Here is a 20,315-nt window from a genome sequence, read left to right as displayed (position 1 = left end):
GAGCAAGTGGGGTGATCCATAGCTTCGGTTGCGGAAGCACGACCGGCTTCCGGAACGGAAGGACCCTCCCTCATGGCGCCCCGCCCGCCCGGCAGCCGCCCGCTGCGCACCCTGCTCGCCGCACTCGTCGCCGCCTCGGTGGCCGTACCCGTGTCGGGTGCGGCCCGCCCCTCGGCCGTTCCGGCACCTGTCCCGGTGGCCCTCGCACCGCTGCGGTCCCCCGGCCCCGGCGCCCTCGCCGAGCGGTATGCCGTCAACCGCGCCGGCATCCGTGCGGCGGAGCGGGTGGCCGAGGGCCACGGCGACCGGGCGCGGGCCGGCGCACTGCGCGTCATGGCCGGTCCGGGGCGGCAGTTCCTGTCCTTCGACGGCCGCAACGGGGGCCGCACCGTCGAGGTCGTCGGCGACCTGGCGCGGGCCGACCGGATCGCCGTACTGGTGCCGGGGTCGGACACCAACCTCGACCGATACGGACGCCTGCGGGCCGGTGCGACGGCGCTCCGGCAGGAGCTGGGCGACCGGTCCGCCGTCATCGCCTGGGTCGGATACGAGACGCCGGGCACCTTGAGCACCCGGGTCGTGACACCGGGCCTCGCCGAGGAGGCCGCTCCCCAACTCCGGGCGTTCGTACGTGAGGTGGCCGCGGTTCGGCCGCCCGCCCGGATCACCGTCCTCTGCCATTCCTACGGTTCCGTGGTCTGCGGCCGGGCTGCTTCGGGGCTCGATGCCGCGGACATCGTCCTGTACGGCAGCCCCGGGGCCGGTGCCGACAGCGTCGCCGGGCTGCACACCCGAGCGACCGTGTGGGCCGGCCGCGGCGACGACGACTGGATCGCCGACGTGCCGCACACCCAGGTACACCTTCCCTTCTTCACGCTGGGGTTGGGGTCCGACCCGGTCTCGCCCGCCTTCGGCGCCCGGCTCTTCCCGGCAGGTGCCGGCGGGCACAGCGACTACCTGGCGCCCGGTTCCGTATCCCTGCGGAACCTCGCCCGGATCGTCTCCGGGCAGGACCCTGCCGAGGAGGACCACCGTGCGTGACCTCGTCCGGCGGATCGCCGCCGCGACCCCGCCCGATCGTGACCGTGGCGTCGACGCACTGCGTGCGCTCGCCATCCTCGGCGTGGTGCTCGGGCACTGGCTGGTGACCGCCCTGGTCGCCGACAGCGGCGCGGTGCACGTCGTCGGCCCGCTGCACCACATGCCGCAACTCGCCCCGGTTTCCTGGGTTTTCCAGACCCTTGCGGTGTTCTTTCTGGTGGGCGGCCGGATGGCGGCGAGGAGTTGTGCCGCCACGCGTGCCGGGGGCGGCACGTACGGGCGGTGGCTCCGCGCCCGGACAGCCCGGCTGTTGCGACCGGTTGCGGCCGTCCTGGTGGTGTGGAGCGTGGTGGCGGGCGCGCTGCTCGCCTCCGGCACCGGCCTGGAGACCGTTCGTACACTGGGCAAACTGGCGCTGTCCCCGCTCTGGTTCCTGGTGGTCCTCATGGCGCTGACGGCGGCGACCCCGCTGGTCGCCAGGCTGCATCCGCTGTGGCCGCTCGCCGTCGTCCTGCACATCGACCTGATCCGGTTCGGCCTGGGCGGGCCGGCCTGGCTCGGCTGGATCAATGTCCTGGCGGGCTGGCTGGTCCCGTACTGCCTGGGTGCGGCCTGGGCCCGGGGCGGGCTGCGGAGCCGTCCGACCGGCTGGGTGCTGCTGCTCGGTGGCGGCACCGCCACCGCCGGACTCGTCGTAGGGGCCGGCTACCCCGCCGCCATGGTCGGGGTGCCCGGCGCCGGCATATCCAACCTCAACCCACCCACTCTCGCGGCCGTCACCTTCGGTCTCGCCCAGTCGGGGGCGGCACTGCTCCTGATCGGCCCGCTGCGCCGGATGCTGCAACGCCCCGCGCTCTGGGCGGCGGTGGCCCTGACGAATCTGTCGGCGATGACGGTCTTCCTGTGGCACCAGACCGCGCTGATGGCGGTGACGGCGGTCGGGCTGCTGGCGGGCGAACCGCTGCCCGGTCTGCACACCGTCCCCACCGGCTTCGGTTGGGTGCTCGCCCGGCTGGCCTGGCTGCCGGTGTTCGCGCTGACGCTGCTGATGTGCTGGGCCGCGTTCCGTACGTACGAGCAAGGGCGGCGGAGCGGCTCCCGGGTGGTACAGGAGGGGCGTCCCGCACGGACCACGGCGGTGCGGCGTGCTTAGGATGCGTCGTGTGACCGAGGGGGGCGGGACAAAAGGGGGGCTGCGGCTGTGGGAAGCCGTGCAGGCGGTGCCACGCACCCTGCGCGAGGACCTGTGGACGGTGGCGCGCGATCCACTGCCGAGCCTGCGCTGGCTGGGCCGGCTGCCGCATGCCCACGCGGTGCTGTTCGCGGTGCTGATGGGTCTGGCCAACGGGAATCAGTACGAGCCGCAACTCGCGCCGGCCCCGACGTCCTCCGCGACAACAGCCGTGGACACGGCCCTGGCGACGGCCGTGATGTTGCTCGTCGTGCTCCAGTCGGGCGCCGCCATCCTCGCGTTGTCCCGTCCGGTGCCCGCCTGGTGGCTGTCGACGCTTGCGCTTTTCCTGGCCAGGACCGTCGGCGAGACCAAAGTCAGCCACGCCCCGCTGTGGTCCTGGAGCTTCCCGGGGATCGCACTGCACACCTTTGTGCTGTTCCTCCTCGCGCTGCGGGTCCGCCCCCGGGTCGCGGCCGAGGCATGGGGGCTCACCCTCCTGTCGGCATGGGCCGCACTGGCCTTCGCGGCCCCCGCCCAGCAGCCGAGCCTCATTCAGGACGCCGTGACCTGCACGACCGCGGTGGTGGTGGGCGCCTCGCTGCGCGGCCGCCGGGTGGCCCGGAGCCAACTCGTCGAACAGGAAGTGCGCACCGCGGACGAGCGGGCCCGGCGCACCCTTCTGGAGGAGCGCAACCGGATCGCCCGTGAGCTGCACGATGTGGTAGCCCACCACATGTCGGTGATATCCATCCAGGCGCAGGTGGCCCCGCACCTGGTCAAGGAACCCACCGACGAACTGAAGGAGAATCTCGCGGGCATCCGCGAGAACGCCGTCGAGGCGCTCACCGAACTCCGCCGGGTCCTGGGCGTACTGCGCTCGGAGGACGCCCCGTCCGACGGGGTACGGCATGCCCCGCAGCCCACCCTCGGCCGGCTGGACGAGCTGGTCGGCAAGGTGCGCGGAACGGGCCTCGCGGTCATCACCGAGACCACCGGCGAGCCGCGGCCGCTGCCGCCGGGAGTGGACCTGTCGGCGTTCCGTATCGTCCAGGAGGCGCTCAGCAACGCGATGCGGCACGCGCCCGGAGCGGCAGTGCGGGTGGACATCGGGTACCGGTCCGGCGGGCTCGCCCTGCGTGTCACCAACACCGCGCCGGACCGGCCCGCCCCACCCTCGCCGGGCGCCGGCCACGGGTTGCTGGGCATGCAGGAGCGCACCGCCATGCTTGGCGGCGAACTGGCCACCGGCCCCACTCCCGACGGCGGCTACGAAGTCACCGCGCTCCTTCCCACTGACACCACCAAGCCTGCCGAACCCGGTGAGGATGCCCCATGACGCCCATCCGTGTGCTGATCGCCGACGACCAGATCATGGTCCGACAGGGGTTCACGGTGCTGCTCAACGCCGAACCCGGCATCGAGGTCATCGGCCAGGCCGTCGACGGCCTCGACGCCGTTGCCCAGGCCGCCGAACTCGCCCCGGACGTGGTCCTGATGGACGTCCGGATGCCCCGGCTCGGCGGCATCGAGGCGACCCGTCAGCTCACCGGACCTGCCGGCGCCACCGTCAAGATCCTGGTCCTGACCACCTTCGACCTCGACGAGTACGTGTACGAGGCGCTGCGCGCGGGCGCCTCCGGGTTTCTGCTGAAGGACGCCTCCGCGGCCGAACTCGCCCAGGCGGTACGGGTGGTGGCGGCGGGCGACGCCCTGCTCGCGCCGAACATCACCAAGCGCCTCATCGCCGAGTTCTCCCGGGTCACCAGCTCACCTCGCACCCCGCTCAGGGACCGTGTCGGTGACCTGACGGAACGCGAGACCGAGGTGCTGGCCCTGATCGCCCAGGGCCTGTCGAACGGGGAGATCGCGGAGCGTCTGGTGGTGGCGGAGCAGACCGTGAAGAGCCATGTGGGCCGGATCCTGGTCAAACTGGGCCTGCGCGACCGGACACAGGCCGCCGTCTTCGCGTATGAGACGGGGCTGATACGCCCGGCCGGATATTGAGCCGCCCTCCGGCAGGGCGCTGACGTAGCGGCGGCCGCGGGGAGAGCCGACGGTGAAGTGGGCGGCCCCGGCACCGCATCGGCCTCCCGTACCCCTCACCCTTCCGCCGTGCGGCGGAGCGGCCCCCGCCTGGGGAGCGATGCGGGGCGAAGCGGCGAACGGGACCGTGGTGTGCGGCAGGGAATCGCCTCCCTGCCGCCCCGATTCCGGTCGATGACCGCATCCACAGGAGGAAGCGATGCCCCTCACCCGCCGCCCGTTCGTCGTGGCCGCCACCGCTCTCGCCGCCGCTACGGCGACCGCGCTGACCCTGGGCACGACCGGGCCGGCCGCGGCTGCCGAGGCCGGGCCCCGGCCCGCCCGGCACAGCGCCGACGAACCGTCGCTGACGGGCTCCGCCAAGCTCGCGCGACAGCCCGGCGACAACGTCCACTTCCGCATCAACGCCCACGGGTTCGCCGACAAGGCGCGCGGCACGTTCTACGTGAGCCATCATTTCGGCAAGGACTGGGGCGGATATTTCCGGGGCCGTATCGACTGCCTGGTGACCGGTGGCCCGGTGGCCGTCGCCACCGGCATCGTGACCGAGTCGCACTTCAAGGGCGCACCGGGCCTGCCGGAGATCGGGGACCTCAGGGGCAAGCGGTTCGGCTTCACCGTGCTGGACAGCGGCAAGAAGGACCGGCTGGGCTACAGCTGGGCCATGGACGGCGTGCCGAAGAACAGCGTCGGCAAGTGCCTGGGCTCCGCCCCGTTCGAGACCCTGGAGAAGGGCGACTACAAGGTTCACCACTGGACGCCGTCGCGCGGGGCCGCCAAGAACTGACCACCGTCCCCGGGCGACCCGGGGTGGTGTGCCTGCGCGCACCACCCCGGGCTGCCGTTCTGCCCGAATTGCCGTTCGGCCTCGCCCAGTTGCCCTTCCTCGCCCAGTTGTCCTTCCGCCCCGGCCGGGCCCGCTCTCGCGGCGACGGCCGGGGCGGATGTGCGCAAGGGCCCGCGGCTAGAGCTGGAAGGAATCGGCCAAGAGGTCGAGCTGCGCGGTGAGCAGGGTCTGCACCCGGTGCCCCATCCCGGCGTACTGGCCGGACACCTCCAGGCTGACCGTGCCGTGCAGTTGGGACCAGGCCAGCACCGTACCGGCGAGGGCGGTCCCGGCTGCCTCGTCGTGCGGAGCCGGCCCCGTGTGCTGCGCCAGCCAGCCGGCGACATCGGCGTCCCGGCGCGCCCAGGCGGCCATTTCGTCGACGACCGGCCGCAGCGCCTCCGTGGGGTCGCCTTCGGCGAACACCTTCAGGAACGGGCCCAGGACGGCCCGCGCACGGAGCAGGGTGTCCGGCGGAGCCGCGTAGCCGGGGACCGGGGTGCCCTGGATCAGCAGATAGCGGTGCGGCTGCGCGACGGCCCAGCCCCGGTAGGCGTCGGCGAGGGCGTGCAGGGTGGCGCGGGCGCCGTCGGCGGACGCTCCGTCGACGCGTTCGACGGCCTGTGCCGCCTCGTCGTAGGCGTCCCGGATCAGCTCGCCCAGCAGGTCGTCCCGGCCCGCGAAGTAGCGGTAGAGGGCGGGACCCGACAGCCCCATGTCCTTGGCGATACGGGTGAGCGCCACGGCTTGAACGCCCCCTTCGGCGAGCTGCTGAAGCGCGGCCGCCTTGATCTCCGCGCGGTTCTGCTCGCGGTAGCGGGCCCGGGGACTCCGTGCCTCGGCGGCCATGTTCTCCTCCTGCGTTCGCGACGGTGTCCAGCGCGTGTGAGCCGGGTGTGAGCGGGTGTGAGCGGGTGTCGCCGATCGTAGCCAACCCTCCTCTTGCGATGATGCATCACTAGAGTTATGGTCTCTAACAGAAGCGAGAGAGCGAAACACAGTCTGCCCGCCGCTCCCCCGTCACAGGTCATTGGCCATCGTCATCGGCTCGTAGAGAAGGAACCGCCATTTCTGCCGCAGAACGTTCGCTCCACGCAGTGCTGGGTGCCGGCCCCGCAGGCACCACGCTCGCCGGTGAACTCGCCCGTCGCGGTCACGCCGTACGGCTGGTCAGCCGCTCGGTCCCGGACAGCTCCGCCGAGGGCGTCGGGCGCCACGCCGCCGATGTGAGCACGCCCGAGGGGGCGTTGGCCGCCGTCGAGGGCGCCGCCGTCGTGTACCACTGCGTGAACGTCGACTATCACCGCCAGGTCGAGGTGATGCCCCGGGTCCAACAGGCGGTACTGGCCGCCGTCGAGACCACGGGCGCCCGTCTGGTCGTGCTGGACACGCTGTATCCGTACGGCCCGACGCACGGGGAGGTGATGACGGAGGAGACCCCGTGGCGGGCGACCAGCCGCAAGGGGCGGATGCGGGCGCAGCTGGACGAGCGCTATCTCGCCGCCCACCGCGCGGGGCGCGCCCGTGTCGTCCTCGGCCGGTCGGCCGACTTCGTCGGTCCCGGCGTGCTCAACTCGACGCTCGGCGGAGCGGTCTTCCCCGGCGCCCTGACCGGTGGCGAGGTCCTCGGCATGGGCGACATCGACCTGCCCCACAGCTACACGGACATCCGGGACGTGGCGACCGGACTCGCCACGCTCGGCGCCCACCCGGAAGGCGACGGCAGGATCTGGCACCTGCCCACCGCGCCCGCCGTCACCACCCGCGAGATCTACTCGATGATCGAGGAGCGGGTGGGGCGCCCGGTGCGGAGCGTGACCCTTTCCGAGCCCCGCCCCTTCGGGCCGTTCGACGCGACGTTCATGGACGAGTACGCGGAGATGTTCTACCAGCACACCGAACCGCAGATCGTGGACTCCGCCGCCTTCGAGCGCACCTTCGGCGTCCACCCGACACCCCTGGATGCGACCCTCGACGCCACCGTCGACTGGTACCGCACACTCTTGGCCGGAGCCCGGAGCTGAGCCGGCCGCACACACGCCGAAGGCCGACGCCCGGTGCGTCGGCCTTCGGTGTACCAGTGGTGGTCAGGAAGCGCTGGGCAGCTTCGCCGACCAGGCCGTCACCGACAGCTCCCCGCCGTCGACGGCGTTGTCGAACGCCACGACGCTGTGCGAGTTGCTGCCCGTCGGAGACACCTGGAGGTACTTGGCCTGCGCGGAGGACGGACCGGCGTGCGTCCAGACCAGGTCCGCGAAGGCGCTCTTGCCCGGCTCCAGCGTGACCTGGTGCGCGCCCGGGTCCGTGGCGAAGTAGGTGTCACCGTGGTGCGCGGTGGTCTTCAGGGCCGTGTGACCGGCGCCCTCCAGCGCCAGCCCCGCATAACCGTTGATCGCGCAGGTGCTCTTGCCGGTGTTGGTCACCTTCAGGTAGGTGCCCGAGTGACTCATTCCGGCCTGGCTCGACCCCGCGCTGGTGGTCGTGACCTTCAGGGTCCCCGGTGCGCACGAGCCGGCCGCGGCCGCGCCGGGTCCTCCCGCACCTGCCGCGGAGGCAATTCCGGCGCTCGCTCCCACCGCAAGGGCGACAGCGGCGGTGACGGTGGCGGCGGTACGCAGACCACGGATGGTCATCAGTCATCAACTCCCTCTTCTCCGGAACCCGGAGAAACTTCGGTGCAACTCCCGCCGTGCGACCCGCTCGGCTCTCCCCGGCCACCCACGAGGGGCGGCACGATGCGGAGGAGCCGGACCGCGGATCCGGGCGGTGAGTTCTTCTTCGTTCCGCGTCACTCACTCTCGGCGCCGCCACTGATGATCGGCTAACGCCTCGCTAATACCGTGAAGACCAGGGTGGGCGAGGAGGACGAAGGGGTGCGAGGGATGCGAGGAGTTCGAGGGGGTACGAGGAGTTCGCAGGTGGGCGCGGCTGCGCCGGGGATGATGCGGCGGAAGCCGTTCCGATCAGGCGTGCGATGCTGGAGCACTCCGGAGCACGACAAGAAGTGGGAGTGTACGGCAGCGTGATCGCAGCGATACGGCGGGCTGGGACGAGCACCTGGGACCGCTTCGCGGCATCCGACCCAGGGCTACTGCGACTGATGGCGGGGCTGCGGACGGTCGGAGCGATCGTGCTCACCCTCGCCGGCCTCGCACCGCTCCACACCGACGTGACCTTGATGGTCGCGGGCGCCATGGCGGCCATGGTCGCCACCTTCGCGATCAGGGAGAAGGAGGTGCGCGGCCAGGCGATCACCCTTGCGCTGGGCCTGCCCGTCGCGCTGACCGCCATGTCGCTGGCGGCGCTGCTGCACACCCTGGTCATCGCCGGTGATGTGTTCTTCGTCCTCCTGATCTTCGGTGCCGTCTACTCCCGGCGGTTCGGTGACCGCGGCACCGCACTCGGCCTGATCGGCTTTCAGGTCTACTTCGTCTCGCTGTTCGTGCACGCCACCGTCCCCGCCCTCCCCGAGCTGTATCTGACCCTGGGCATCGCCTTCGCATGCAGCGCGGTCGTACGGTTCGCTGTCGTCCCGGATACCCCCCAGCGCACCCTGGGCCGCCTGCGTGCGGCCTTCCGGGCACGCCTGGCCCAGCTGCTGGCAACCCAGCTGGAACTGCTGGACGCGGGCCCCGACGAACTGGACAAGGTCCTCGACGACCTGCGGCGGCACACCGCCCGGCTGCACGAAGCGGCCTTGATGATCCAGGGCCGCCTGGAGGAGGGGACGCGGGACGCGGCCGCGGCGGGACTGGTGCAACGCCGCGTCGCGGATGCCGAGATCGCCGCCGAACGGCTGGGCATGCTGATACTCAACGCCCGCAGCGCGGAGCGGGCGGACACCCTCACCATGCATCTGCCGCACGCCCCCGTCCCGGCCACGGCGACCCGTACCCAGACCGAGGACGACGCGACCCGCACCCTGCGCCGGGATCTCAATGCCCTGCTCCTGCTGGTCGCACGGCGCGCGCCCGACGACCGCGGCACCGCACTGGCCCATGTACGCAACCGGCTGCTCGGCTACCGGGACGAGGACAATCTGCCGCGCGCCTCGTCCGTCGTCCAGGACGTCTTCCGTGGGCTCGGTGAGGCCGCACGTGCCGTCCTGGGTCTGCGGCTGGCGCTGGACGGGCCGCAGGACGAATCGGACGACTCCCCGGCCACCACTCGCTCACGTGAAGAGTTCGACGCCGAGGATCTCGCGATCGTCGGGGCCGAAGAGACCGAGGACACGGAGGAGGACCGCACCGGGCTGCAACGGCCCACCACCCGGGCGGCGTTCCAGGTCTCCGTGGGCTCGACCCTGGCCATCATCGGCGGCGAGTTCCTGTCCAGCCAGCGCTGGTACTGGGCCGTGCTGGCCTGCTGGGTGGTCTTCCTCAACACCGCTTCCACGGGCGAGATCCTCGTCAAGGGCTACCGCCGACTGGTGGGCACGGTGCTCGGCGTGGTCGCCGGTGTCGCCCTCGCCGGGCTGGTCGGCAACCACACCTGGGCCGCGTTCGCACTCGTTCTGCTGTGCATCTTCGGGATGTTCTTCAGCGCACCGCTGTCGTATGCGCTGATGTCCTTCTTCGTCACCGCGATGCTCGGGCTGCTCTACACCCTGCTCAACACCTACAGCCTGTCCGTGCTGGTGCTGCGCATCGAGGAGACGGCGCTGGGCGCCGCCTGCGGGAGCATCGCCGCCATGGTGGTGCTGCCGGTGCACACCGACCGCCGTACGGACGAGCTGCTGGGCACGGTGCTGGTCCGGTTGCGGGATGTCGTCTCCGCCGCGGTGGAACAGCTCAGCGGCGGCCCCGCCGTCGACCTGCTGGGCAAGGCGCGCGATCTGGACACCGCGCTGGACGATCTGCGCGCCTCCACCAAGCCGCTGACACATCCGATCACCCCACTGCGGGTCCGGCGGCAGACCGCTCGTTATCTGGTGGCACTCCTGGAGACCTGCGCCTACCACGCCCGTTCCCTGGCGGCGACGGCCGAACTGGTGCCGTACAGCAAGACCGTCGCGGCCGACCCGCGCCTGGAACGCGCCGGCCGGCGGATCGGGCACAACATCGATCTCATCGTCGCGCGCGTGCTGGAGGAGAGCGCCGAAGGCGAGGTCGAATCCGGCGTCAGCATCGCCGCGATGCTGGACGCGGCCGGCTCCGGTGCCCTTCGGTCGGGCTCCGTCACCTTCCGCGTGCTGCGCCATCTCCAGCGCCTCGACGAGGGCGTGGTGGGCATCGCCCGCCCCCTCGACGTACCGGTGGCGGGGCCCAAGGGGAGCAAGGCCGGTTAGCGCCTGTTGGCGGCCGGCCGCCCCGGGGTGCTGGTCGCAGTCCTCGACGGGTGGCTGTGACCAGCACTTCCACCAAGCGTCCTAGGCGGCCTGCGGCCACGTCCAGCCGAGCTGGAGGAAGAGGCCGAGGCGGTCGCTGACCGCCCGGATCTCGGTGATCTTCCCCTCGGTCACAGTGAAGATCCAGATCGCCTCGTTCTCGAAGCTCCGGCCGGTCGGCTCCGGCATGCGCGCGTGGGCCCCACGGTGGACGCCGCGCTGGGTGACCCGGGCGACCACCCGGTCACCCTCGCCGACCAGTTCGTCCACGCGGACAGTGAGCGGGTCGAACTCGGGGCGCTGCCGCTCGCCGACGCCGCCAAACTCGTCGCCCTGCGCGGGGCGTTCATGCCGGTGCCGTTCGTGGCGGTTGCTGCCGGATTTCGCTTGTCCGCCCTTGCGGTGCCGCACTACCGTGCCGATGTGGATCTCTTCTCACGCTCTTGGGCAGCCTTGCGCACGGCGGTCGCCGAACTCCCGGACAAGGACCTCGAGCAGCCGTCCGGCTGCACCGGCTGGCTCGTGCGGGACCTCGTGTGCCACCTGATCATCGACGCGCAGGACGTCCTGATCACCCTCGTCACCCCCGCCGAGACCGAACCGACCGTCGACGCGGTGACCTACTGGAACGTCGGGAACCAACCGCCGACCGGCGAGGACCCGCTCGACGCGCTGACCGTCCGGCTGGCCGCCGCGTACGAGGAACCACGTCTGCTCAAGTTCCACCTCGACGACGTCGGCTCCGCCGCCGGACGCGCCGCCACACTCGCCGACCCCCGCGTCCGGGTGAGCACCCGCGACGAGGTCCTCACGACGGGCGACTACCTCAGCACGTACGTCCTGGAATGGACGCTGCACCACCTCGACCTGATCGCGCACCTCCCGGACGCGACGGAGCCGCCCAGGGAAGGCCTGGCCCGGTCCCGCGCCGCGCTGGAAAAGCTCGCCGACTCCGCGTTCCCCGCGTCGTTCAGCGACAAGGACGCGCTTCTGGTCGGCACCGGCCGCCGGGCACCGACCGATGCGGAGAAGGCCGCACTCGGCGAGCTGGCCGCGAAACTGCCGCTCGTCCTCGGCTGATACGTCCCCTGTGGACGGACCGGACCGGGCGGGTGAGGCAGGGGGCCCTGCCTCACCCTTGAGCGGTGCACGCCGGGATCATGCCCATCCGGCAGCAGGCCCTGGGTCCCGTGCGCGTCCGGACCGTGTGCCCCCGTGAGCCTTCGTCGAAGGAGCTCAGTCGGCGGCCGCGCCGGAGCGGCACGCGGGGTGCCCCCAGCCCTCCGGGTTCTTGGTGATGGGCTCGCCCGCCGCGTAGGAGCGCCCGCAGCGGCAGCGTCCGGGGAACTTGGCGTTGAGTGTCCGCGTCGAACTCCCCGAGGCGCGCCGCTTCGGCGAGGACGCCGTTTTCGCCACCGCGCCGGAGGCACCTCGGCGAGAACCGGACGGCCGGACCGTGTCAGGGGCGGGCGGCGGCTGCGGGGAGCCGAGCTCGCTGCCGGCGGCCTCCTGGACGATCGCCGACTGGCTCGCGGCCCGGTCGGCGAAGTCATTGAGCGGGTCGCCGTCCACTTGGTGCGCGGGCACGTACCGGAACTCCACGGAGCGGTCCGTGAGCAGTGCGTCGATGCGCATGACGAGTTCCTGGTTGGCGACCGGCTTGCCCGCCGCCGTCTTCCACCCCTTGCGCTTCCATCCGGGCAGCCAGGTGGTGACGGCCTTCATCGCGTACTGGGAGTCCATCCGGATCTCCATCGGAGCGGCCGGATCGGTGGCCGCCAGCAGACGTTCCAGTGCCGTGAGTTCCGCGACGTTGTTGGTCGCGGTGCCCAGCGGCCCGGCCTCCCACCGGACGACGGTCTCCGCACCGTCGGCGATGACCCAGGCCCAGCCCGCGGGCCCGGGATTTCCTTTCGACGCGCCGTCACAAGCGGCGATCACGCGTTCAGCCATGCGCGCGATCATGCCAGCCGGTGGCGCACCGAGCGAAGCCGCCTCCGTCGGCGCTCCGTGTTCGGCCCCCGCCTGAGTCCCGGGTCACACTCTGCGCCACCGGTCCCGGCGGCAAGGAGCGGCGCGTCCGGTTACGCTCCCCGCGCCCACGGTCGCCCGCGCCGCCCCGGCCCTTCCCCGCACGGCGATCCGGCGTGCGCATCCCCGGTGGGCTCCTAGGCTGGAACGGGAGGCCTCCGTCCCGCGCCGGGGCAGGGGGAACGTCCGCACGGCGTGCCTGGAGTCGCCATGACGTTCCGGTTCAGCGAGAACGAGCAGTTCGACTACGAGATCATGCTCGCCCTGGGGTCGGCATGGCGGCAGGGCGCCGACGTGGGCGAGGTACTGGCCGCCGCCTCCGCCACGGCGGACGGCGACCCGGAGACATGGGTGTCGACCTGGGCCTCGCTCGCCCGCACGGTCCGTGCGCAGGCCGAGAAGTGCACCGCGCACGGGCGGACGGTCAGTGCGCGGGCGGCGTTTCTCCGGGCGGCCGGGTACTTCGGTACGGCCCTGGTGGCAGTCGATGGGTGCGCCGGTGCGCAGGCGCGGCTCCAGGAACTCTTCGCGGATCACCGCGACTGCTTCGACCGCTTCGGGGCGGGATGGAACCCGCCTGCCGAGTGGGTCGCGATCCCGTACGAGGATGCCGCGCTGCCGGGCTACCTGATCAGCCCGCCGGGCCGTTCCGGAGCCCTGCCGACGGTGATCGTCAACAACGGCAGTGACGCCCCGCTCTCCACTGCCTGGACGCTCCTCGGTGCGCCGGCGGTGGCCCGGGGGTACCGCGCGCTGCTCTTCGACGGGCCCGGCCAGCAGTCCATGCTGTTCGAGCACGGCGTCCCCTTCCGTCCCGACTGGGAGAAGGTCATCACGCCGGTCGTGGACTTTCTGGCCGTCCGCGGCGATGTCGACGCCGAGCGCCTCGTACTGGCCGGGATCAGCCAGGCCGGCTACTGGGTCCCGCGCTCGCTCGCGTTCGAGCACCGGATCGCCGCCGCGGTCGCCGATCCGGGCGTCGTCGATGTCGCGGAGAGCTGGTGGCACCACCTCGGCCCGGAACTGCACGAGCTGTGGGACTCCGGCGACCGGGCGGCCTTCGACCGCACGGTGTCCGAGGCTCTGGAGGAGGACCCGGCGCTGGCCGCCATGTGGCGCCGACGGGCCAAGCCGTACGGCATCGATGCGCCCTTCGACCTGCTGACCGAGGTCGCCACGTACACGGTGGCGCCGGTGACGGACCGGATCACCACCCCGCTGCTCATCACGGACCCCGAGGGGGAGAACTTCTGGCCCGGCGCGTCCCGCCGTCTCTACGACGCCCTGCCGGGGCCCAAGGAGCTGGTCGGCTTCTCCGAGGCCGAAGGGGCGCATCTGCACTGCGAACCGCTGGGCCGCGCCCTGTTCGAACAGCGGGTCTTCGACTGGCTGGACGCCCGCCTGGCCTCCGGTCCGTCGGCCTGAGACTCTCCCGTCGCCGGCCCGTCGGAGCTCGCCGCCACGGGACCGTGCCCGCCGCGGACCGCGCTCCGCCTCGGGCCCGAGCGAGGCGCCGCGCCCCCCTGCGGCGCCACGCCCCCGCCCGGATCAGTTGCCCGCTGTCTTCTCCGGGCGCAGCTCACTCGGCCGTACGATCACGAAGCCCTCGCCGTCGAGGCGGAGTTGGACGGCCTCGCCGGAACCGCCGCGGAGCATCGAACCGAGGCTCTGCGAACGGTGCAGCGAGGTCTGCAGGCCGCTGCTCCAGCCGACCACCGCATCGGTGTCGACGAAGACCGGGGACTGCGGGGAGACGGGGATCACGAGGGGATTGCCCTCGCACATCACGGCCAGCTTGCCCTGGCCGCTGAAGACGGAGTTGAAGAGCCCGCCACCGACCATGCCGGCGCCCTTGACGACCTTGATCTCGTAGGAGAGGGACGGGTCGAAGCAGAGCACATTGCGGCCGTTGACGGTGATGCCGTCGCCGGGGGCGAGGTCGATGATGAAGCAGTTGGCGGCTTCGTGGGCGAACCACACTTCGCCCCGGCCCCGTATGGCCATCAGCGCCAGCCCCTCGCCGGTGACCGCGCGCTTGAGGAACTTGCCGACGCCCTGGCCCTGCTTCTCGAATTGCAGATCCCCGCGGTAGGCGATCATCGAGCCCTGCCGCGCATAACACTCGCCGTCCAGCGCGTACTTGATCGACTTGGCGTTCTGCTGTGTCATTCCGGGGGCGGTGGCCGGCGTGGCCATGTTCTCGGACGCGAAGAGATCACTGTTCATGGCAGCATGCTAAGCGGGCCCGGGAGAGGGCACACCGGCATGCCCGGCTGCGGCTCCGGAGGCGCCTCGGCCCACCCGGCACCGGCCTCCGGAGCGGCGGCCGAAACGCGATCACGGGTCCGTTGCTTTGTAAACAATGAGACACAAGAACACTCAAAATAGGTAAACCACAGCAGTCGGGCGCAACGTGCTCTAGCGTCACGTCCGACACGGGGCGGTTGTGTGGCCGGGGGGCTCCAGCCGCGCCGGAAGTGAGGGGACGACCAAGTGGGGGGCCATGGGGTTGTCAGAAGCTGCCGGATCACGGGTGATCGAATCACCTGCCGGGACAGCCAAGTTGGATCGTGCGCCGGAGCGCAGCCAGAAGGGCGGGCACAGGTCGACGGAACGACGGCTTGTGCAGGTGGCGTTGGTGGTGGACGCCGTGGGTTCCCTGGTGCCGGTCGGCGTGCTCTGCGCCGTGACACGGCAGCCACAGCCATGGCTCACGGCGGTGCTGGCCTGCCTTTCGTGGCTGGCCGTCGGAGCGTTGAAGAATCGTTACACCAGGGATGAGCCGGGCGGTGGCGCCACGGTGCTGCCGGTCGTGTGGGACTGGCTGACCATGCTCGGCGTCCTGGCCGTCGTCTGTGTCGGTGCACGGGTCGAGGTGGGCCTCAAGGTCTGTGTGGTCGCGCTGCTGCCCTGCCTGGCACTGAGCGTGGCCCGGCGCCAGCTCGTGCACCGGTACCTGCTCGCCATGCGCCGTCGTGCGCAGGCATTGCGCCGGGTGCTGGTCGTCGGGGAAGCGGGCGCCGTCGACTTGGTGCTCGCGGAGTTGGCGCACGGTACCGACCACGCGTACGTCGTCGTCGGCAGCTGCATCGTCGGGGAGGAAGCCACCGAGTCGGCGCTGCCCGTCCCTGCCCGGCTCGCTTCCGACGGTGAGGCACCCGAGGGGGCGCTGGACGGGGAGACCGTGCTCAGGTGCGCCGCGGAACTCGATGCCGATCTCGTCTTCGTGGCGCCGGGCCGTCAGCTGTCCGCCGCGCGGGTGCGGCGGCTGGCCTGGGCGCTGCACGACGGAGGCCGGAATCTGGCCATACTTCCGGGCCTGATCGATGTGTCACAGCACCGGGTCCGGCTCGCGAAGGCGGCGGGCCTGACCGTGATGCACATAGACCCGGCGGCCCGGCGGGGCCTTCCGGTGCTGCTGAAGCAGGCCACGGACCGGTTGGGTGCCCTGCTGCTGCTCGTGCTGCTCGCCCCCGTGTTCGCCGCGGTGGCCGCGGCCATAAGACTCACCACGGCAGGACCGGTGTTCTACTGGCAGATCCGGGTCGGCCGGGATCTGATGCCGTTCCGGATGTGGAAGTTCCGCACGATGGTCGTCACCGCCGACCGGATGCGGGTCGCGCTGGAGTCGGCGAACGAGCACGACGGGGCGATGTTCAAGATCCGGCGGGACCCCCGGGTGACACGGGTGGGCCGGCTGCTGCGGCGCTTCTCGCTGGACGAACTGCCCCAGCTCTTCAATGTCCTGGCCGGCCATATGTCGCTGGTCGGCCCGCGGCCCCCGCTTCCCGAAGAGGTCGAGCGGTACGACGGGACCGAGGTCCGCCGGTTATCCGTCAAGCCGGGGCTGACCGGCCTGTGGCAGGTCAGCGGGCGCTCCGATCTCTCCTGGGACGAGACCGTCGCACTGGACCTGAGCTATGTGGACAACTGGTCCTACGCCGGCGACATCGGTGTGCTGATGCGGACCGTGCGTGCCGTCGTGGACGGGCGCGGTGCGTACTAGACCCGTTGGGCACCGGTGTGTGTCCGCCCCGCCGCGGGGCGGGCGCCGGACACACACCATGGGACCGGCCCGGTCACACCCGGGCCGGCTCCGCCTGCCACGCCCGGTAGGTCCGGGCGATGCCCTCGGCCAGCGGGATGGTGGGCGACCAGCCCAGGGCGCGCATCCTGCTGATGTCGAGCAGCTTGCGCGGGGTGCCGTCGGGGCGGGACGGGTCGAAGGAGATCCGTCCTTCGTATCCCACCGCGGAGGCGACACAGGAGGCCAGGTCGGCGATGGTCAGGTCCTCGCCGCATCCGACGTTGACGGTGTCGTCGCCGTCGTAGCGGCGCAGCAGCACCTCGCAGGCCGCGGCCAGGTCATCGACGTGCAGGAACTCGCGCAGCGGGGTGCCGGTGCCCCAGAGCGTGAGCTCGGCCAGTCCCTTCTCCTTGGCCTCGTGGAAGCGGCGGATGAGCGCCGGCAGGACATGCGAGGTCTCGAGGTCGAAGTTGTCGCCGGGCCCGTAGAGGTTCGTCGGCATGGCGGAGATGAAGGAGGCACCGTATTGCCGGCGGTAGGACTTGACCTGGACCAGACCGGCGATCTTGGCGATCGCATACGCCTCGTTGGTGGGCTCCAACGGCCCGCTCAGGAGGGCGTCTTCGGTGATGGGCTGGGCGGCGTGCTTGGGGTAGATGCAGCTCGATCCGAGGAACAGCAGCCGGCGGACGCCGGCGTGGTGCGCGCCGGCGATGACGCTGAGCTGGATGCTCAGGTTGTCCTCCAGGAACTGCACGGGGTAGGTGCTGTTCGCCATGATTCCGCCGACTTTGGCGGCCGCCAGGACGACGGCATCGGGCCGGGCCGCGCGCAGAAAGGCCGCGGTGGCGTCGGCGTCACGCAGGTCGAGTTCCGCGTGCGTACGGGTCAGCACGTCATAGCCCTGGGCGGTCAGCCGCCGGGCCACGGCGGATCCCACCAGACCTCTGTGGCCCGCGACGAAGACGCGAGCGGGTGTGGGCAGCAAGTCATCCATGGGCCGGATTGTGTCATTGAACCCGATACGTCCACCGACTATTTCAGGAAATATCTGCCGCACTTCGCTCTCGACCACCGGCCACGGAGCAGGTAGCGTCCACGCCCCGCGGTCCGCCGGCGCGTGGGAATTCCATCGATCCATCCCGATGTACATCACTTCTCGTGGGGGGAAGCCATGCCGAAAACCGCGGTCATCACCGGAATCACCGGCCAAGACGGTTCATATCTCGCCGAATTGCTGCTGAGTAAGGGCTATGAAGTGCACGGGCTGATGAGACGCTCGTCGAGCTTCAACACCGAGCGCATCGACCACATCTACCAGGACCCGCACACCCCGGACCGGCGGCTGCTGCTGCACCACGTCGACCTGTCGGACGGGGTCGCGCTGGTGAACCTGCTGCGTGATGTGCAGCCCGACGAGGTCTACAACCTCGGGGCCCAGTCCCATGTCCGGGTCTCCTTCGACGCGCCCCTGTACACCGGCGATGTGACCGGTCTGGGCGCCGTACGGCTGCTGGAGGCCATCCGGGCCGGCGGGGTGCAGACCAGGCTCTACCAGGCCTCGTCCTCGGAGATGTTCGGCGCCACCCCGCCGCCGCAGAACGAGGCGACGCCCTTCCACCCGCGCAGCCCGTACGGCTGCGCCAAGGTCATGGCGTACTGGTCCACGGTCAACTACCGCGAGGCGTACGGCCAGTTCGGCGTGAACGGCATCCTCTTCAACCACGAGAGCCCGCGGCGCGGCGAAACCTTCGTCACCCGCAAGATAACCCGCGCGGTGGCCCGCATACAGGCGGGCCTCCAGGAGCATCTCTATCTGGGCAACCTCGACGCCGTCCGCGACTGGGGCTACGCCCCGGAGTACGTCGAGGCCATGTGGCTGATGCTCCAGCGGGACGAGCCGGACGACTATGTGGTGGCGACCGGGGTGGCCGCGACCGTACGCGACTTCCTGGAGGCCGCCTTCCGCACGGTGGGGCTGGACTGGGAGCGCTATGTGCGCTTCGACCCGAAGTACGAGCGCCCCTCCGAAGTGGACGCGCTCATCGGTGACGCATCCAAGGCCAAGCGCCTGCTGGACTGGTCGGCGAAGGTGCAGTACGACGAACTCGCCCGGATCATGGTCGAGTCGGACGTACGGCAGTTGGCGGACGAACTCTCCGGCCACCGGGTGCGGGTGGACCGATGACACCTGTCGCCACCACCCGCCGGCTGCGCGGTTTCACCGGCGCCGGCTACGACAAGGGCAGGGGCCTGCTGACCCAGGCCGCCTGGTTCGCCGTCCTCAACCTCCTGTTCCTGAAGTGGTGGTTCCCGCCACGGCTGCGGCCCCCGCTGCTGCGGGCCTTCGGCGCCCGTGTCGGCGAACGGGTGCTGATACGGCACCGGGTGCGGGTGCAGTGGCCGTGGAAACTGACGGTCGGCGACGATGTCTGGATCGGGGAGGACTCCTGGCTGATCAACCTGGAGCCGATCAGCATCGCCAGTGACGTCTGTGTGTCGCAGGGCGCCGTGCTGTGCACCGGAAGCCATCAACGGCGCTCGCACACCTTCGAGTTCGACAACGCACCGATCCGGCTGGAGCCGGGCTCCTGGGTGGCCGCCCGCGCCATGGTGCTGCGCGGCGTCACCGTCGGGGCGGGCGCGGTGGTCGGCGCCGGTGCGGTCGCCCACCGCGATGTGCCGGCGGGGGCCGTGCACACCACCGGGGGTGCCGTATGAGGATCACCCATGTCGTGACCCTGGTCAGCGATGACGGGGCGTACGGCGGTCCGGTGAGCGTGGCCACCGGTCAGCTGGGCGAATTGGCCTCGCGGGGCCACGAGGTGGAGCTGGTCTCGCTGTGGCGGGGGCGGGGCGCGCCCCCGGGGTCCGTGGACGGCGTGCCGCTCCGTGCCCGCCCGGCCCGCACCCTGGTGCCGGGGCAGGGCTTTCTCGGCCTGTTCCACCCGGGGCTGCTGCCGGAGCTCTGGCGGCGGGCGGGCCGGGCCGACGTCCTGCATCTGCACGCCGGGCGGGATCTGGTCTCGCTGGCCGCGCTCGCGGTGGCCGTGGTGCGCCGCCGTCCCTTCCTGGTGCAGACGCACGGCATGGTCCAGCCCCGCCGCTCGGCGGTGGCGCGGCTCTTCGACCGGGTCTATGTCCCGCTGCTGCGCCGGGCGGCGGTGGCGCTGGTGCTCACCGACGAGGAGGAGACCGGGCTGCGGCAGGTGCTGGGGCCGCGCGGGCCACGCCTGGTCCGGCTCCCCAACGGCGTCCGTGCCCGGCCCCTCGACGCCGAGCGGAGCGAGACGGATGTGCTCTTCCTCGCCCGCCTCCAGAGTCGCAAACGTCCCGAGGCCTTTGTGCGGATGGCGGCCCTGGTGCACCGCAAGCGGCCCGAGGTGTCGTTCACCCTGCACGGTTCGGACGAGGGGCGGCTCGCGGAGGTCCGGCGGCTGATCGCCGACGAGGGGCTCGGCGAGGTGGTGACGTACGGCGGGGCCCTCGATCACGACGCCGCGGTGCGACGGACCGCGCAGGCGACGGTGTACGTCCTGCCCAGCGTCGACGAGCCGTTCCCGATGAGCGTGCTGGAGTCCTTGGCGGTGGGCACGCCGGTGGTCTGCACGGACAGCTGCGGTATCGCCGCGGCTCTCCAGCGGCGCGAGGCCGCTCTGGTAACCGACGGTTCGCCGGAAGAGCTGGCGGACGCGGTGCTGCGGCTCCTGGAGGACCGCACGCTGCGGGAGCGCCTCACCGGCGCGGGCCGTGCGGCCGTCGAGGCGGATTTCTCGCTGGCGGCCGTGACCGACCGGCTGGAGGAGTGGTACGCCTCGCTCGCCCGGCCCGGCGGCGGGTGACCCGG

The 20,315-nt window shown here is 71.5% G+C and carries 19 protein-coding genes; 13 read left to right on the top strand and 6 right to left on the bottom strand.

Features of this window, described 5'->3' with window-relative positions; translation table 11 throughout:
• The first annotated feature begins 72 nt into the window (after positions 1–72).
• From K7C20_RS35065 to K7C20_RS35045, 5 genes are all read left to right on the top strand, one after another.
• Positions 73–1,041: an alpha/beta hydrolase gene (locus K7C20_RS35065; protein WP_053208633.1), complete on the top strand. Its 969-nt coding sequence runs from the start codon at positions 73–75 to the stop codon at positions 1,039–1,041.
• Positions 1,034–2,194: an acyltransferase family protein gene (locus K7C20_RS35060; RefSeq protein WP_030079197.1), complete on the top strand. Its 1,161-nt coding sequence runs from the start codon at positions 1,034–1,036 to the stop codon at positions 2,192–2,194. Before K7C20_RS35065 ends, K7C20_RS35060 begins: the two co-directional genes overlap by 8 nt.
• A gap of 1 nt (position 2,195) precedes the next feature.
• Positions 2,196–3,551, top strand: a complete 1,356-nt coding sequence (locus K7C20_RS35055) for a sensor histidine kinase (protein ID WP_053208634.1) — start codon at positions 2,196–2,198, stop codon at positions 3,549–3,551.
• Positions 3,548–4,219 carry a response regulator gene (locus tag K7C20_RS35050; RefSeq protein WP_030079203.1) on the top strand — a complete coding sequence of 224 codons (672 nt, stop codon included), beginning with the start codon at positions 3,548–3,550 and terminating at the stop codon, positions 4,217–4,219. Before K7C20_RS35055 ends, K7C20_RS35050 begins: the two co-directional genes overlap by 4 nt.
• 238 nt (positions 4,220–4,457) lie before the next feature.
• The gene (locus K7C20_RS35045; protein WP_053208635.1) at positions 4,458–5,045 is read left to right on the top strand and encodes a hypothetical protein; all 588 of its coding nucleotides are present in this window, start codon (positions 4,458–4,460) and stop codon (positions 5,043–5,045) included.
• Positions 5,046–5,222: 177 nt separating this feature from the next.
• On the opposite strand, the gene K7C20_RS35040 is transcribed toward K7C20_RS35045, so the two are convergent.
• Positions 5,223–5,933 (bottom strand): TetR/AcrR family transcriptional regulator, encoded by a 711-nt coding sequence (locus K7C20_RS35040; protein WP_030079207.1) that lies wholly within the window; start codon positions 5,931–5,933, stop codon positions 5,223–5,225.
• A gap of 218 nt (positions 5,934–6,151) precedes the next feature.
• Here K7C20_RS35040 and K7C20_RS35035 point away from each other — a divergent pair, with 218 nt between their 5' ends.
• Entirely contained in the window at positions 6,152–7,108 is a 957-nt protein-coding gene (locus K7C20_RS35035) for an NAD-dependent epimerase/dehydratase family protein (RefSeq protein WP_053208636.1), read from the top strand.
• A 63-nt stretch (positions 7,109–7,171) separates the two neighbouring features.
• Here the strand turns inward: K7C20_RS35035 and K7C20_RS35030 are convergent, their stop codons facing one another.
• Positions 7,172–7,717 carry a DUF4232 domain-containing protein gene (locus K7C20_RS35030; protein WP_030079213.1) on the bottom strand — a complete coding sequence of 182 codons (546 nt, stop codon included), beginning with the start codon at positions 7,715–7,717 and terminating at the stop codon, positions 7,172–7,174.
• 467 nt (positions 7,718–8,184) lie between these two features.
• Here K7C20_RS35030 and K7C20_RS35025 point away from each other — a divergent pair, with 467 nt between their 5' ends.
• Positions 8,185–10,371, top strand: coding sequence for an FUSC family protein (locus K7C20_RS35025; protein WP_048829141.1), 2,187 nt, complete (start codon positions 8,185–8,187; stop codon positions 10,369–10,371).
• A gap of 81 nt (positions 10,372–10,452) precedes the next feature.
• Here the strand turns inward: K7C20_RS35025 and K7C20_RS38665 are convergent, their stop codons facing one another.
• A complete protein-coding gene (locus K7C20_RS38665; protein ID WP_245170972.1) occupies positions 10,453–10,680 on the bottom strand; it encodes an ester cyclase in 228 nt (75 codons plus the stop codon).
• Between the two features lie 153 nt (positions 10,681–10,833).
• Between K7C20_RS38665 and K7C20_RS35015 the strand changes: the two genes are divergently transcribed.
• A complete protein-coding gene (locus K7C20_RS35015; RefSeq protein WP_030079219.1) occupies positions 10,834–11,490 on the top strand; it encodes a maleylpyruvate isomerase N-terminal domain-containing protein in 657 nt (218 codons plus the stop codon).
• Positions 11,491–11,646: 156 nt separating this feature from the next.
• Here the strand turns inward: K7C20_RS35015 and K7C20_RS35010 are convergent, their stop codons facing one another.
• Positions 11,647–12,375, bottom strand: coding sequence for a ribonuclease H family protein (locus K7C20_RS35010; RefSeq protein ID WP_030079221.1), 729 nt, complete (start codon positions 12,373–12,375; stop codon positions 11,647–11,649).
• Positions 12,376–12,651: 276 nt separating this feature from the next.
• Between K7C20_RS35010 and K7C20_RS35005 the strand changes: the two genes are divergently transcribed.
• Complete coding sequence (locus tag K7C20_RS35005; protein WP_030079223.1) at positions 12,652–13,866, top strand: alpha/beta hydrolase family protein; 1,215 nt, start codon at positions 12,652–12,654, stop codon at positions 13,864–13,866.
• 123 nt (positions 13,867–13,989) lie between these two features.
• Here K7C20_RS35005 and K7C20_RS35000 read toward each other — a convergent pair whose 3' ends face one another.
• Positions 13,990–14,667 carry an AIM24 family protein gene (locus K7C20_RS35000; protein ID WP_030079225.1) on the bottom strand — a complete coding sequence of 226 codons (678 nt, stop codon included), beginning with the start codon at positions 14,665–14,667 and terminating at the stop codon, positions 13,990–13,992.
• A gap of 415 nt (positions 14,668–15,082) precedes the next feature.
• On the opposite strand from K7C20_RS35000, the gene K7C20_RS34995 reads away from it, so the two are divergent.
• The gene (locus K7C20_RS34995; RefSeq protein WP_053208652.1) at positions 15,083–16,447 is read left to right on the top strand and encodes an exopolysaccharide biosynthesis polyprenyl glycosylphosphotransferase; all 1,365 of its coding nucleotides are present in this window, start codon (positions 15,083–15,085) and stop codon (positions 16,445–16,447) included.
• Between the two features lie 73 nt (positions 16,448–16,520).
• Here the strand turns inward: K7C20_RS34995 and K7C20_RS34990 are convergent, their stop codons facing one another.
• The gene (locus tag K7C20_RS34990; protein ID WP_030079229.1) at positions 16,521–17,465 is read right to left on the bottom strand and encodes a GDP-L-fucose synthase family protein; all 945 of its coding nucleotides are present in this window, start codon (positions 17,463–17,465) and stop codon (positions 16,521–16,523) included.
• Positions 17,466–17,642: 177 nt separating this feature from the next.
• Here K7C20_RS34990 and gmd point away from each other — a divergent pair, with 177 nt between their 5' ends.
• From gmd to K7C20_RS34975, 3 genes are read left to right on the top strand one after another with little or no spacing between them, the layout of a single operon-like run.
• The gene (gmd, locus tag K7C20_RS34985; RefSeq protein WP_030079232.1) at positions 17,643–18,656 is read left to right on the top strand and encodes a GDP-mannose 4,6-dehydratase; all 1,014 of its coding nucleotides are present in this window, start codon (positions 17,643–17,645) and stop codon (positions 18,654–18,656) included.
• Positions 18,653–19,189, top strand: coding sequence for an LbetaH domain-containing protein (locus tag K7C20_RS34980; RefSeq protein ID WP_053208637.1), 537 nt, complete (start codon positions 18,653–18,655; stop codon positions 19,187–19,189). Before gmd ends, K7C20_RS34980 begins: the two co-directional genes overlap by 4 nt.
• Complete coding sequence (locus K7C20_RS34975) at positions 19,186–20,310, top strand: glycosyltransferase (protein ID WP_030079235.1); 1,125 nt, start codon at positions 19,186–19,188, stop codon at positions 20,308–20,310. The genes K7C20_RS34980 and K7C20_RS34975 overlap by 4 nt, the downstream gene beginning before the upstream one ends.
• The last annotated feature ends 5 nt before the right edge of the window (positions 20,311–20,315 follow it).

Origin of the sequence: Streptomyces decoyicus, from assembly GCF_019880305.1 — a bacterium.
Taxonomy (GTDB): Bacteria; Actinomycetota; Actinomycetes; order Streptomycetales; family Streptomycetaceae; genus Streptomyces; species Streptomyces decoyicus.
This window is presented reverse-complemented; position numbering and strand designations above follow the sequence as displayed.

What these genes read in the sequence shown, in the direction of transcription:
- K7C20_RS35065 (WP_053208633.1), top strand. Translation starts at nt 73, where the DNA reads ATGGCGCCCCGCCCGCCCGGCAGCCGCCCGCTGCGCACCCTGCTCGCC.
- K7C20_RS34980 (WP_053208637.1), top strand. Translation starts at nt 18,653, where the DNA reads ATGACACCTGTCGCCACCACCCGCCGGCTGCGCGGTTTCACCGGCGCC.
- K7C20_RS35010 (WP_030079221.1), bottom strand. Translation starts at nt 12,375, where the DNA reads ATGATCGCGCGCATGGCTGAACGCGTGATCGCCGCTTGTGACGGCGCG.
- K7C20_RS34975 (WP_030079235.1), top strand. Translation starts at nt 19,186, where the DNA reads ATGAGGATCACCCATGTCGTGACCCTGGTCAGCGATGACGGGGCGTAC.
- K7C20_RS35050 (WP_030079203.1), top strand. Translation starts at nt 3,548, where the DNA reads ATGACGCCCATCCGTGTGCTGATCGCCGACGACCAGATCATGGTCCGA.
- K7C20_RS35055 (WP_053208634.1), top strand. Translation starts at nt 2,196, where the DNA reads ATGCGTCGTGTGACCGAGGGGGGCGGGACAAAAGGGGGGCTGCGGCTG.
- K7C20_RS35005 (WP_030079223.1), top strand. Translation starts at nt 12,652, where the DNA reads ATGACGTTCCGGTTCAGCGAGAACGAGCAGTTCGACTACGAGATCATG.
- K7C20_RS35040 (WP_030079207.1), bottom strand. Translation starts at nt 5,933, where the DNA reads ATGGCCGCCGAGGCACGGAGTCCCCGGGCCCGCTACCGCGAGCAGAAC.
- K7C20_RS35045 (WP_053208635.1), top strand. Translation starts at nt 4,458, where the DNA reads ATGCCCCTCACCCGCCGCCCGTTCGTCGTGGCCGCCACCGCTCTCGCC.
- K7C20_RS35000 (WP_030079225.1), bottom strand. Translation starts at nt 14,667, where the DNA reads ATGAACAGTGATCTCTTCGCGTCCGAGAACATGGCCACGCCGGCCACC.
- K7C20_RS35030 (WP_030079213.1), bottom strand. Translation starts at nt 7,717, where the DNA reads ATGACCATCCGTGGTCTGCGTACCGCCGCCACCGTCACCGCCGCTGTC.
- K7C20_RS34990 (WP_030079229.1), bottom strand. Translation starts at nt 17,465, where the DNA reads ATGGATGACTTGCTGCCCACACCCGCTCGCGTCTTCGTCGCGGGCCAC.
- gmd (WP_030079232.1), top strand. Translation starts at nt 17,643, where the DNA reads ATGCCGAAAACCGCGGTCATCACCGGAATCACCGGCCAAGACGGTTCA.
- K7C20_RS35025 (WP_048829141.1), top strand. Translation starts at nt 8,185, where the DNA reads ATGGCGGGGCTGCGGACGGTCGGAGCGATCGTGCTCACCCTCGCCGGC.